At 71.5% G+C, this 11,765-nt stretch carries 9 protein-coding genes; 6 read left to right on the top strand and 3 right to left on the bottom strand.

All coding sequences use genetic code 11. The annotated features are described in order from the left end of the window. Window positions 1–2: 2 nt before the first annotated feature. Both LPA41_RS08495 and LPA41_RS08490 read right to left on the bottom strand, forming a co-directional pair. The gene (locus tag LPA41_RS08495) at window positions 3–1,571 is read right to left on the bottom strand and encodes an NAD(P)/FAD-dependent oxidoreductase (RefSeq protein ID WP_229069388.1); all 1,569 of its coding nucleotides are present in this window, start codon (window positions 1,569–1,571) and stop codon (window positions 3–5) included. 11 nt (window positions 1,572–1,582) lie between these two features. Next, the gene (locus LPA41_RS08490; protein WP_229069387.1) at window positions 1,583–2,410 is read right to left on the bottom strand and encodes a YhjD/YihY/BrkB family envelope integrity protein; all 828 of its coding nucleotides are present in this window, start codon (window positions 2,408–2,410) and stop codon (window positions 1,583–1,585) included. 26 nt (window positions 2,411–2,436) lie between these two features. Here LPA41_RS08490 and dxr point away from each other — a divergent pair, with 26 nt between their 5' ends. The 4 genes from dxr (at window position 2,437) to LPA41_RS08470 (ending at window position 7,813) form a co-directional block, all read left to right on the top strand. Further along, window positions 2,437–3,654, top strand: coding sequence for a 1-deoxy-D-xylulose-5-phosphate reductoisomerase (gene dxr / locus LPA41_RS08485; RefSeq protein ID WP_229069386.1), 1,218 nt, complete (start codon window positions 2,437–2,439; stop codon window positions 3,652–3,654). Continuing rightward, window positions 3,654–4,913, top strand: coding sequence for an RIP metalloprotease (locus LPA41_RS08480; protein WP_229069385.1), 1,260 nt, complete (start codon window positions 3,654–3,656; stop codon window positions 4,911–4,913). The genes dxr and LPA41_RS08480 overlap by 1 nt, the downstream gene beginning before the upstream one ends. A gap of 10 nt (window positions 4,914–4,923) precedes the next feature. After that, window positions 4,924–6,096, top strand: a complete 1,173-nt coding sequence (ispG, locus tag LPA41_RS08475; RefSeq protein WP_229069384.1) for a flavodoxin-dependent (E)-4-hydroxy-3-methylbut-2-enyl-diphosphate synthase — start codon at window positions 4,924–4,926, stop codon at window positions 6,094–6,096. Between the two features lie 100 nt (window positions 6,097–6,196). Continuing rightward, entirely contained in the window at window positions 6,197–7,813 is a 1,617-nt protein-coding gene (locus LPA41_RS08470; RefSeq protein ID WP_229069383.1) for a hypothetical protein, read from the top strand. Window positions 7,814–7,917: 104 nt separating this feature from the next. Here the strand turns inward: LPA41_RS08470 and LPA41_RS08465 are convergent, their stop codons facing one another. Continuing rightward, window positions 7,918–8,757, bottom strand: coding sequence for a DUF4081 domain-containing GNAT family N-acetyltransferase (locus LPA41_RS08465; RefSeq protein WP_229069382.1), 840 nt, complete (start codon window positions 8,755–8,757; stop codon window positions 7,918–7,920). A gap of 122 nt (window positions 8,758–8,879) precedes the next feature. Here LPA41_RS08465 and LPA41_RS08460 point away from each other — a divergent pair, with 122 nt between their 5' ends. Beyond that, window positions 8,880–9,491 (top strand): PadR family transcriptional regulator, encoded by a 612-nt coding sequence (locus LPA41_RS08460; protein WP_229069381.1) that lies wholly within the window; start codon window positions 8,880–8,882, stop codon window positions 9,489–9,491. 264 nt (window positions 9,492–9,755) lie between these two features. Beyond that, window positions 9,756–11,741, top strand: coding sequence for a PAS domain-containing sensor histidine kinase (locus tag LPA41_RS08455; protein WP_229069380.1), 1,986 nt, complete (start codon window positions 9,756–9,758; stop codon window positions 11,739–11,741). The last annotated feature ends 24 nt before the right edge of the window (window positions 11,742–11,765 follow it).

Below are 11,765 nucleotides of genomic sequence, written 5' to 3'. Positions count from 1 at the left end.
TCTCAGGAGGCGAGATCGCGCAGGATGCGGCGGGCCACGTTGTGGCCCGCCGCGCCGATCACGCTGCCGGCCGGGTGGGTGCCGGCGGATCCGGCGTACAGCCCGTCGAGGCCGGTGGAATACGGCATCCGCCGGTCGAAGGCAACCGTGTTGTCGACGTGGTGGATGTGCCCGCCGGTGATCCCGAAGTGCTCCTCGATGCCGGCCGGGGTGAGCGGCATGACGTCCGCGACCAGGTCACTGGTCCCGGGCGCGTACCTGTCGCAGATCGCCAGCAGTCGTTCCACGTAACCCGGCAGCTCGGCGTCCCAGGACGAGCCGGCCGGCTGGAACGGCACCGACTGCACGAACAGCGCCGACGAATGGTGCCCGTCCGGGTCGCGCAGCGACTCGTCGACAGTGGTGTGCACGTACCACTCGATCGTGGGTTCCGCGGGCAGCCGCCCGGCCTGCACGTCCGCCCACATGCCGCGCAGCGCGGCCATCGGCGAGCCGGAGTGCGGCAGCAGGTGGATGGTGGCGCCGAACGGTGACGGCGCGCCCGCCGGCAGGCAGGAGAACTCCGGCAGGTCACGCAGCGCCATGTTGACCTTGAGCGTGGTGCCGGTCCGCCGGACGGCGGCCATCCGCTCGGTGAGCGCGGCGGGCAGGGCGCCGTCCGGGACGAGACCCATCAACGTGTACGGGTCACAGCTCCCGAGCACGACGCGAGCGGCCACGGACCGCCCGTCGGCGAGCACCACCCCGGTGGCCGCGCCGGCGTCAACGACGACCTCGCTGACCCGGGCGTCGGTGAACAGCCGTGCCCCGGCGGCCCGGGCAGCGTCGGCGAAGACCCGGGAGACGGTGCCCATCCCACCCTGGGCGATCATCCACGTCCCGTCGGCCCCGGGCAGCCGGCACATGTTGTGCACCAGGAAGTTGTGGCCGGTGCCGGGGTCGTCCGGTCCGGCGTTGAGGCCGGAGAGGCCGTCGGTCACCGCGTACATGCTGACCAGCAGCTCGCTGGCGAACCCGAACCGGGCCAGGTAGTCGGCCACCGAGCCGCGTACCAGATCGAGGAAGGTGCTCTGCAGTTGCGGCCGGATGTGCCGGTCGGCGATCTCCTCGACGCTCGCCGGCTCCTCGAGCCAGGCCGGGGCCAGGTCGGCGCGCAGCGCGCCGATCTCCACGGCGAGGGCCTCGTCGGCCGCCGCGTCCCGGGCCGAGAAGAACCGCTCCAGCTGGGCCCGGCTGTCCGCCCGGTCCCGGCCGAACAGCAGGTAGGGCGAACCGGCCGGCCCGGGCGTCGGCAGGAAGTAGTGCGGGTCCCGGCGCAGCACCGGGATCTCCAGGTCGAGGGTGCGCAGCAGCTCCGGCGGCATCAGGCCGAGCAGGTAGGACCCGGTGGACTGGCCCAGACCGGGAACCTTGGCGAACGGGTGTTCGGTGCGGGTCGCGCCGCCCAGCACGCCGGCGGCCTCGAGCACGACGACGTCGAGCCCGGCGCGGGCGAGCAGGATCGCGGAGACCAGGCCGTTGTGCCCGGCCCCGATGATCACCACGTCGGCGCGATCGGGAATGGAGGTCATGGCGTCCGAGGCTACCCCGCGAACAGGCCCGGCACCTTCGGCGCGTCGTCGGTCAGAAGCGGCTTCACGGTGTGCGTCACCGCGAAGCCGGTCAGCAGCACGACGTGGAACAGGTAGAGCCAGAGACCGACCGCGACCATCGCACCGATCTCGGTGAACCCGCCGAACGGGACGCCCAGGTCCAGCGGCAGCGAGCAGAAGAGCACCGCGCCGTGCAGAAAACCGGAGAGGTTCGCCGCGGTGAACGAGCCGATCAGGATGGTCGGCAGCCAGGACGGCCGGCCCGGTCCGACATAGCGGTACACCCAGATCACCACCGGGGTCAGCACCAGCCAGGTGGCCAGGAACGAGAGCACCACGCCGAGCACCGACCACCAGCCGCCCCGCAGCCACAGCGCGCTGGTGGTCGGCAGGGCCAGGAAGAGCGCGAGCAGCAGCGCCGGGGCGGCGGCCAGCAGCGGCAGCCAGAGCAGCCGGCCCCGCCAGCCGACCAGCGGCTCGCCGGGCCGGCGCAACGAGACGAAGGCCCGGCGCAGACCTTCGCCGTAGAGGGTGGCCGGCAGCAGGCTGGCGAGCGCCAGCAGCGGGGTCAGCGCCAGCCCTGCGTCGATCAGGGCGGCGAGCGCCTGCGGCGCCCCGATCCGGTCGGGCAGGGCCTCGATGGTGCGGCCGGTCAGTTCGCGTACGCGTTCCGCGCCGATCACCAGACCGGTGAGCCAGACCGCCAGAAGTGCGACAGGCACCACCGCGATCCCGGCGTAGAACGTGATCGCCGCCGCGTGCAGCGACACGTCACGCCCACGCAACGGCTGGAGAAGTGCCTTCAGGCTGACCCGCATGGGGGGCTCTTACCCCCTGCGGGAAGATGGGCCACATGCGTGACCTCGTTCTGCTCGGGTCCACGGGTTCCATCGGCACCCAGGCCATCGACATCGTCCGCCGCAACCCCGACCGATTCCGCGTGGTGGCCCTCGGCGCCGGTGGCGGCAACGTCGGGCTGCTCGCCGCCCAGGCGCTGGAGCTGAGCGTCGAGGTGGTCGGCGTGGCCCGCGCCTCGGCCGTGCAGGACCTCCAGCTCGCCTTCTACGCCGAGGCCCAGAAACGCGGGTACGCCACCGGCGACTTCAAGATCCCGAAGATCGTGGCCGGCCCGGACGCGATGACCGAGCTGGCCCGGGTCACCTGCGACGTCGTGCTCAACGGCGTGGTCGGCAGCCTGGGCCTGGCGCCCACCCTGGCCGCGCTGGAGGAGGGCCGCATCCTGGCGCTGGCGAACAAGGAGTCGCTCGTCGCCGGCGGCCCGCTGGTGCGCCGGATCGCCAAGGAGGGGCAGATCGTCCCGGTCGACTCGGAGCACTCGGCACTCGCCCAGTGCCTGCGCGGCGGCACCGCGGCCGAGGTGCGCCGGCTGGTGCTCACCGCGAGCGGGGGAGCGTTCCGCGGCCGGCGGCGTGCCGAGCTGACGAACGTCACGCCGGAGGAGGCGCTCAAGCACCCCACCTGGGACATGGGCCCGGTCGTCACGATCAACTCGGCCACCATGGTGAACAAGGCGCTCGAGGTGATCGAGGCGCACGAGCTGTTCGGCGTGCCGTACGACGACATCGAGGTGATGGTGCACCCGCAGTCGGTGCTGCACTCGATGGTCGAGTTCACCGACGGCTCCACCCTGGCCCAGGCCAGTCCGCCGGACATGCGGCTGCCGATCGCGCTGGCGCTGGCCTGGCCGGAGCGGGTGCCGGCGGCCGCCGCGGCGGTGGACTGGACGCAGGCGCACAACTGGGAGCTGCGCCCGCTCGACGAGGAGGCCTTCCCGGCGGTGCGGCTGGCCAAGGAGGCGGGCCGGGCCGGGCGCTGCCTGCCGGCGGTCTACAACGCCGCGAACGAGGAGTGTGTGGCCGCGTTCGTCTCCGGTCGGCTACCGTTTCTGGGCATCGTCGACACCCTGGAGCGGGTGCTCGCCGCAGCCCCGGATTTCGCAGAGCCGGGTACCGTCGATGACGTGCTTGCCGCCGAGGCATGGGCGCGTGCCCAGGCACAGCGGACCATCGCGAGCGCGGCTGATTTGGCTGAAGGAGCCTGATGCTTTTCTGGCTGGGTGCGGCGGCCTTCGCGCTGACCATCTTGATCTCGGTGAGCCTGCACGAGCTGGGCCACATGATCACTGGCAAGCGCTTCGGCATGAAGGTGACGCAGTACTTCGTCGGCTTCGGCCCGACCATCTTCTCGTTCAAGCGGGGCGAGACGGAGTACGGCCTGAAGGCCATCCCGCTCGGTGGCTTCTGCAAGATCGTCGGGATGACGCCGCAGGACGAGGACGTCCGCCCGGAGGACCAGCACCGCGCGATGTGGCGGTTCCCGGTCTGGAAGCGGACCGTGGTGATGTCCGCCGGTTCGATCACCCACTTCCTGCTGGCCCTGGTCGGCGCCTACTTCATGGCGCTCACCGTGGGCCTGCCGAACACGGACATCCCGCAGACCGCCGCCGCGCAGCGCGCCGCGCCCGCCGAGGTCTACGTGGGCGACTGCATCCGCACCTCGCTGACCGACACCAGCACCGAGTGCGTGCCGGGCGTCGGCGGGGCTCTCGAGGCACCGGCCAAGGCCGCCGGCCTGCGCACCGGTGACCGCATCACCAGCGTGGGCGGCACGCCGGTCGCCAACTACGGCGAGCTGACCGATGCGATCCGCCGCTCGGCGGCCGGTCCGACCGCGTTCGGCTACGAGCGGGACGGCCAGACCGGCACCGCCACGGTCAACCTGGTCACCGCCGAACGGCCACCGCTCGACGACCCGAACGGCGCGGTTTCCACTGTCGCGGTCGCCGGCGTGAGCTGGACCACCGACCAGCCGGCCGTCCTCACCTACAGTGCACTGGGTGCGATCCCCGCATCCGCCGACTTCAACTGGTACCTGGTGGAGAACTCGTTCCGGGCGATGGCCCGGATCCCGGAGAAGATCCCCGCGCTGTGGAACTCGATCACCGGCGACGAGCGCGACCCGGAGACCCCGATCAGTGTGATCGGAGCCAGCCGGATCGGCGGCGAGGCGATCGAGAGGGGCGTGCCCGAGGTCTTCTGGCAGGTCTTCATCTCGCTGAACATCTTCATCGGCATCTTCAACCTGCTACCGCTGCTCCCGCTGGACGGCGGCCACATCGCCATCGCGTGGTACGAACGGGTCCGCTCCTGGATCTACCAGCGGCTGCGCCGGCCCGATCCGGGGCGCGTCGACTACTACAAGCTGATGCCGCTCACCTACGCGGTCATTCTGATCGGTGGCGCGTTCACCCTCCTGACCGCGACCGCCGACATCATCAACCCCATTACGATCTTCAAGTGAGTGGAACTCGATGACTGCTGTCAGTTTGGGAATGCCGGCCGTACCTCCCCCGCCGCTCGCTCCGCGCCGCCACAGCCGCCAGATCAACGTCGGTGGGGTGCTGGTCGGTGGCGGTGCGCCGGTCAGTGTCCAGTCGATGACGACCACGCTCACCGCTGATGTCAACGCCACGCTGCAGCAGATCGCTGAGCTCACGGCGTCGGGTTGTCAGATCGTCCGGGTCGCCGTGCCGTCGCAGGACGATGTGGAGGCGCTGCCGGCGATCGCCAAGAAGTCGCAGATCCCGGTGATCGCCGACATTCACTTCCAGCCGAAGTACGTGTTCGCCGCGATCGACGCGGGCTGTGCCGCGGTGCGTGTCAACCCGGGCAACATCCGGCAGTTCGACGACAAGGTGAAGGAGATCGCCAAGGCGGCCTCCGGCGCGGGGGTGCCGATCCGGATCGGGGTGAACGCCGGGTCGCTGGACAAGCGGCTGCTGGAGAAGTACGGCAAGGCCACCGCCGAGGCGCTCGTGGAGTCGGCGCTGTGGGAGTGCTCACTGTTCGAGGAGCACGGTTTCCGCGACATCAAGATCTCGGTCAAGCACAACGACCCGGTCGTGATGATCCGGGCCTACCGGCAGCTCGCCGAGCAGTGCGACTACCCGTTGCACCTGGGCGTCACCGAGGCCGGTCCGGCTTTCCAGGGCACCATCAAGAGCGCTGTCGCGTTCGGCGCGCTGCTGGCCGAGGGCATCGGTGACACCATCCGGGTCTCGTTGTCGGCCCCGCCGGTCGAGGAGATCAAGGTCGGCCAGCAGATCCTCGAGTCCCTGGGTCTGCGGGAGCGTGGCCTGGAGATCGTGTCCTGCCCGTCCTGCGGTCGCGCCCAGGTCGACGTCTACACCCTGGCCGAGCAGGTCACCGCCGCCCTGGAGGGCTTCCCGGTCCCGCTCCGCGTCGCGGTCATGGGTTGCGTGGTGAACGGTCCGGGCGAGGCCCGGGAGGCCGACCTCGGTGTGGCCTCCGGCAACGGCAAGGGCCAGATCTTCGTCAAGGGCAAGGTCATCAAGACCGTCCCTGAATCGATCATCGTGGAAACGCTTGTCGAGGAAGCGCTCCGCCTCGCCGACGAGATGGGCGCCGAACTCCCCGACGAACTCCGCGACCTGCTGCCCGGCCCGACGGTCACCGTTCATTAAGGTTCGGCAACGGATTCACCGGCATCGCTGAAAGGGGTCCACCCGGACATCGACGAAGTCCTTACCATGCGGCTTCGACCACTTCCGGGAGGACCCCTCGATGCCGCACCGTTCGGCCTGGCGCGCACTCGCCGGCGCGGCCGCTGTCGCCGCCGCACTGGCCCTGACCACACCGGCCTCCGCGGCCGCCACGGCGCTTGACATCGCGCTGGCCGACACGACCGTCGGCGTCGGCTCCGAGACCCCGATCTTCCCGGTCCTGAGCGCCGGCACCGACGTCGTGCTCACCGGCGCCGGCGTCACCTACCGGCTCTCCGGTGACCTGGCCGGCGTCACGCTTGCCAACCCTGAGTTCGGGGACTGCACGAGTGTTTCACCGGCCGAGCTGACCTGCGCCACGCCGTTCGAGCTGGAGGTCGGCCCGGACGGCTCGACCGGTCTGCTGGACGCGGTCCTCAAGGCCGGCAGCGGTGCGATCGCCGGTGCGACAGGCAAACTGACCGCCACCTTCACCGCGGACGGCGCCGCCCCCGTCACGGCCGAGGCCGCCGTCCGGGTGGCGCGCAGTGTCGACCTGGCCGCCGGCGCGTCCCGCGAGATCCGGGTGGCGCCGGGCCGGGCGTTCGACGCCACGCTCCAGGTCACCAACACCAGCGCCGAGGTGGTGCACGGCGCGGGGCTGTACTTCTACACCGACTACGCGTTCCAGACGACCCAGCGCTACCAGAACTGCGTCTACCGCGGCGCGGACCGGGTCTCCGGCTGCCTCTTCGAGCAGGATCTGGAGCCGGGGGCGACCTATCGGCTCGTCATGCCGTACCGGCTGCGCGCGGACACCGCCGCGCCCAGCACGTCCGCCGGCGAGTTCCAGTGGGTCACCGGCGACGACTGGACCGGCGACGACTTCGCGGACGCCGCGCGGACCCGGGCCGGCACCGGCGCGACCCTGCGGCTGGAGCCGGTGGCCGACACCCGGCGCGCACCGCAGACCGATCCGGACACCGACAACAACTGGCAGTCGGTCACCGTGACCGCGACCGGCAAGCAGGGCACCGACATCGCCGCGGTGGGCGCCCGGGCCACCGGCACGGCGGGGGCGGTGGTGACCGCTGCGGTCGGCCTGCGCAACAACGGCCCGGCGACGGTGGACAGCAGCCGGGTGGGTGAGCCCGCCGGCGTGGCGGTCGTCACGATCCCGGCCGGCACCTCGGTCGCCACCGTGCCGGACGGCTGCCACCTCGCCGAGAACGACAGCGAGCAGACCGATCCGGACGCGGTCCAGTACGCCTGCTACACCGGTTTCGTCTTCCCCGCCAAGAGCAGTGTGACCTGGAAGTTCGGTCTGCGGATCGACCGGATGCAGGTGAACGCGACGGGTGCTGTCGAGGCGAACCCGGCCTGCGAGTGCTCCCGCTTCAACCGGGACATCGACAAGTCCAACGACAAGGCGAAGCTCATCATCAACCCGAAGGCCGCGGAGGCCCCCGGTGGCGGGTCTCCCGCGCCCTCGTCTCCTGCGCCGGAGTCGCCCGCGCCCGATGACGACGAGGAGCCGGGCACCGGGACGCCCGGCGGCGGCACGGGTGGTGGCGAGCCGGGCCTGCCGATCACCGGGCCGCAGGGCGCCACGGTCGCCGTGACCGGCCTGCTGCTGGTGGCGGCCGGTGCGGCCGGGTTCCTGGTCGCTCGCAAGCGGCGTACCCGCTTCGAGGCCTGACGTCTTTCTGCCGGAGGTGGGCGGCAAGCCCGCTTCCGGCAGGCTCAGGTAGGGCGCGCGATGAGCCGCGAGCCGCGAGCCGCGAGCCGCGAGCGCGGCCCGGCTCAGAACAGCACGGTCGCGAACGAACCCGCCGACACGAACCCGCAGCGCGCGTAGACCTGCCGCGCCGCCGTGTTGTAGTCGTTCACGTAGAGGCTCACGGTCGGTGCCACCCGCCGCAGCGAGTCCGCCACCACGGCCGCCATCGCGCCGGTGGCGAGGCCGCGACCCCGGTAGTCCGGGTGGACCCACACGCCCTGCACCTGCGTGGTGCGCCGCGTGATGATCGCCAGTTCGGCCTTGAAGATCACCTGGTCGCCGTCGAACCGCGCGTACGCCCGCTTGCCCTTCACCAGTTCGGCGATCCGCCGCCGGTAACCGCGCCCGCCGTCGTCCAGCAGCGGCGAGACCCCGACCTCCTCGGTGTACATCGCCACCGCGGCAGGGAAGAGCTGATCCACCTCGTGCGGCCGGACCAGGCGGACCTCCGGGTCGAGCCGGACCGCCGGGTCACGGTCGGTGACCAGCAGTGGCTGGTTGGGCCGGATGTCGCGGGCCGGACCCCAGTGCCCGCCGAGCCGGTTCCACAGGTCGAGCACCGCCTCCGAGCGGCCGATGATCGACGAACAGATCCGGGCCTCGGCACCGAGCAGGTCGGCGAAGGCCGCGACGGCCGAGGGCGTCGCGCCGACCGGCACCAGGTGGGCTCCGGACCAGATGATCGATTCGACGTGGCGCGCGGGTTCGTACCCGTAGATGCGTCCGTCCGAGCGCCACCAGTTCAGTCCGTGCGCGGCCACCCGCTCGGCGATCTGGGCGCCCGCGTAGGGGTCGGCGTCCAGAATTCGCTGGACCGCCGGGCGCTCGGGCTCGCCGAGCTGCCGAATGGGCACCGTCAACACAGGTACCAGATTGCCAGATACCGCCGGGCCGACACGTACCGCGACCCATGGAACCAGAAAAGCTTGCCGCCGACACGTTGCCGATATATCGTCTAACTATCGACGACAGAACGGAGAAGATCATGCGGCACATGAGTCACGGAGCGCACGGACACGGTCATGGCTGGGCGACCGAGGGCCGCCGGCGCGGTTTCGGATTCCCGTCCGGCTTCCCCTTCGGCGGCGGTGGCCCCGGTGGTCCCGGCTTCGTCCCGCCCGACTTCGGTGGCCCCCGGCCCCGGCGCGGCGGTCGCGGCGCCCGGCAGAACGTGCGGCCCGCGATCCTGGCGCTCCTGGTCGAGCGGCCGATGCACGGCTACGAGATGATCCAGGAGCTCGACACCCGCACCAACGGCATCTGGCGGCCCAGCCCCGGTTCGGTCTACCCCACGCTTCAGCTGCTGGAGGACGAGGGCTTGATCGAGGTCACGGCGGAGGGCGGCCGCAAGAGCTACCAGCTCACCGCCGACGGCCGGCCCGAGGCCGAGGCCGCCGCGCAGAACCCGCCCTGGGCGCAGTTCGGGGCCGACACGATGTCCCAGGTGCAGGACTTCCGCGATGCGGCCGTCGGCATCATGGGCGCACTCAAGCAGGTCGGCTTCAGCGGCACGCCGGAGCAGCGCGACAAGGCGCTCGAGGTGCTCAACGAGACCAAGCGCAAGCTCTACGCGATCCTCGCGGAGGACCCCGAGTAGAAGCCGGTGGGAAAGCGCGTCCAGGCTGCCTGGGCGCGCTTCTCGCATGCGGTACGGCCCACGCCGTCCCCGACCGCAACCAGGCCGTCCCCTGGCGCGCGGGTGCTGACGGCCGCGGCGCGGCGCACGCCGCCGCCGGCCCCGGTGCGGCGAGGGCTCAGAACGCCTCGTAGTGGTTCACGAGCGGGAACGGCGAAACCCGCGAGCCGGGCGGACCGGCGGCCTAGGCTCGGTCACGACAGAGCCCGTGGGATGAGGTGCTGGATGAGCCATCCGTCCGACGCCGTCGTGATCGGCCTGCTGGAGGCTGCCCCGGACGCCATCATCGGTGTCGACCGGAGCGGCCTCATCGCCGTGGTCAACGCGCAGACCGTCCGGATGTTCGGTTACGACCGACCGGAGTTGATCGGGCAGCCGATCGAGTTGCTCATCCCGGAACGGTTCCGGCCCCGGCACCCCGGTTTCCGTCGCGGATATCTCGGCGACCCGCGCCCGCGGCCGATGGGCGCCGGGGTCGCGCTCGCCGCTCTGCGCAAGGACGGCACCGAGTTCCCGGCCGAGATCAGTCTCTCCGCGCTGGAGAACGAGGAGATGGTGGTCGCGGCGGTCCGCGACGTCAGCGACCGGGTGCGGCGGGAGGCCAAGTTCCAGGGTCTGTTGGAGGCCGCGCCGGACGCGATCGTCGGTGTCGCCTGCAGCGGCCGGATCACCCTGGTGAACGCGCAGGCCGAACGTCTTTTCGGGTACCCCCGCAGTGAGCTCCTCGGTCTGCCGATCGAGGTGCTGGTGCCGGAGTCGTTCCGGCACCGGCACCCGGACAAGCGGGACCGCTACTTCGCCGACCCGCGGCCCCGGCCGATGGGTTCCGGCAAGCCGCTCGCCGCTCTGCGCAAGGACGGCACCGAGTTCCCGGCCGAGATCAGTCTTTCCGCGCTGGAGACCGAGGACGGCGTGATCGTCTCCGCGTCGATCCGGGACGTCTCCGAGCGGATCGAGGCGCAGGCCGAACGGCAGCGGCTGGAGGCCGAACGGGAACGCCTCGCCGCCGCCGCCGAACGGGAGCGGCTGGAAGCGCAGCTGCACCAGGCGCAGCGGCTGGAAAGCCTGGGTCAGCTGGCCGGCGGAGTGGCGCACGACTTCAACAACCTGCTCGCCGTGATGCTGAACTACGGCGGGTTCGTCGCCGAGCAGATCCAGGACGCCGCCGCCGCCGACCCGGACGGCGAGTGGCCGCAGGCCGCCCGGGACCTGCAGCAGGTGCTGCGGGCCGGGCAGCGGGCCACCGAGCTGACGCATCAACTGCTGGCGTTCGGCCGGCGCGAGGTGGTCCGGCCGCAGGTGCTCGACCTCAACGTGGTGATCCGGGAGGTGGAGCAGTTGCTGCTGCGTACCCTCGGCGAGCACATCCAGTTGCACGCCGAGCTGGAGCCGCGGCTCTGGCCGGTCCTCGCCGACCCCGGCCAGATCGAGCAGGTGCTCGTCAACCTGGCCGTCAACGCCCGGGACGCGATGCCCGGCGGCGGCACCCTCACCGTGCACACCGGGAACCAGACCGTCACCGAGGACTGCGGCGACCTGGGGATGCGCCCGCCGGTGCCGCCGGGGAGGTACGTCCGGCTCCGGGTGGGCGACACCGGCACCGGGATCCCGCCGGCGATCCTGGAGCGGGTCTTCGAGCCGTTCTTCACCACGAAGGGCCCGGGCAAGGGGACCGGGCTCGGGCTCGCCACCGTCTACGGCATCGTCACGCAGGCCGGCGGTTCGGCGGCCCTGCACTCCGCCGAGGGCGCCGGCACGGTGTTCACCGCGTTGCTGCCGGCGACCGACCAGCAGCCGGCCGTCCCGGCACCGGCCGCGGCACCCCAGCAGCTCCAACGCGGCGGAGAGACGATCCTGGTGGTGGAGGACGAGGCGGCCCTGCGCGCGGTCACCGAGCGGATCCTGGCCCGCAACGGGTACCAGGTGCTCACCGCGGCCAGCGGCCCCGAGGCGTTGAAGATCGCCGAGGACCCGGCCCGGCACGTCGATCTCCTGCTGACCGACGTGATCATGCCGCACATGCACGGTCAGGAGCTCGCCGAGCAGATCCGACACATCCGGCCGGACCTGCCGGTGGTCTACGTCTCCGGGTACGCCCAGCCGCTGATCGCCGCCAAGGGCACCCTGGACGAGAACACCATCCTGATCACGAAACCGTTCACGCAGCCGGAACTCCTGGCCCGCCTGCGGGAGGCGCTGGACAGAGCCTGACCGGCCGCTGTGCGCACGGCCGCG

The sequence above is a fragment of the Actinoplanes sp. DH11 genome (assembly GCF_020873875.1).
Lineage (GTDB): Bacteria > Actinomycetota > Actinomycetes > Mycobacteriales > Micromonosporaceae > Actinoplanes.
This window is presented reverse-complemented; position numbering and strand designations above follow the sequence as displayed.

Excerpts from the sequence above, each read along its gene's own strand:
- LPA41_RS08495 (WP_229069388.1), bottom strand. The coding sequence starts at position 1,571 with ATGACCTCCATTCCCGATCGCGCCGACGTGGTGATCATCGGGGCCGGG.
- LPA41_RS08490 (WP_229069387.1), bottom strand. The coding sequence starts at position 2,410 with ATGCGGGTCAGCCTGAAGGCACTTCTCCAGCCGTTGCGTGGGCGTGAC.
- dxr (WP_229069386.1), top strand. The coding sequence starts at position 2,437 with ATGGGCCACATGCGTGACCTCGTTCTGCTCGGGTCCACGGGTTCCATC.
- LPA41_RS08480 (WP_229069385.1), top strand. The coding sequence starts at position 3,654 with ATGCTTTTCTGGCTGGGTGCGGCGGCCTTCGCGCTGACCATCTTGATC.
- ispG (WP_229069384.1), top strand. The coding sequence starts at position 4,924 with ATGACTGCTGTCAGTTTGGGAATGCCGGCCGTACCTCCCCCGCCGCTC.
- LPA41_RS08470 (WP_229069383.1), top strand. The coding sequence starts at position 6,197 with ATGCCGCACCGTTCGGCCTGGCGCGCACTCGCCGGCGCGGCCGCTGTC.
- LPA41_RS08460 (WP_229069381.1), top strand. The coding sequence starts at position 8,880 with ATGCGGCACATGAGTCACGGAGCGCACGGACACGGTCATGGCTGGGCG.
- LPA41_RS08455 (WP_229069380.1), top strand. The coding sequence starts at position 9,756 with ATGAGCCATCCGTCCGACGCCGTCGTGATCGGCCTGCTGGAGGCTGCC.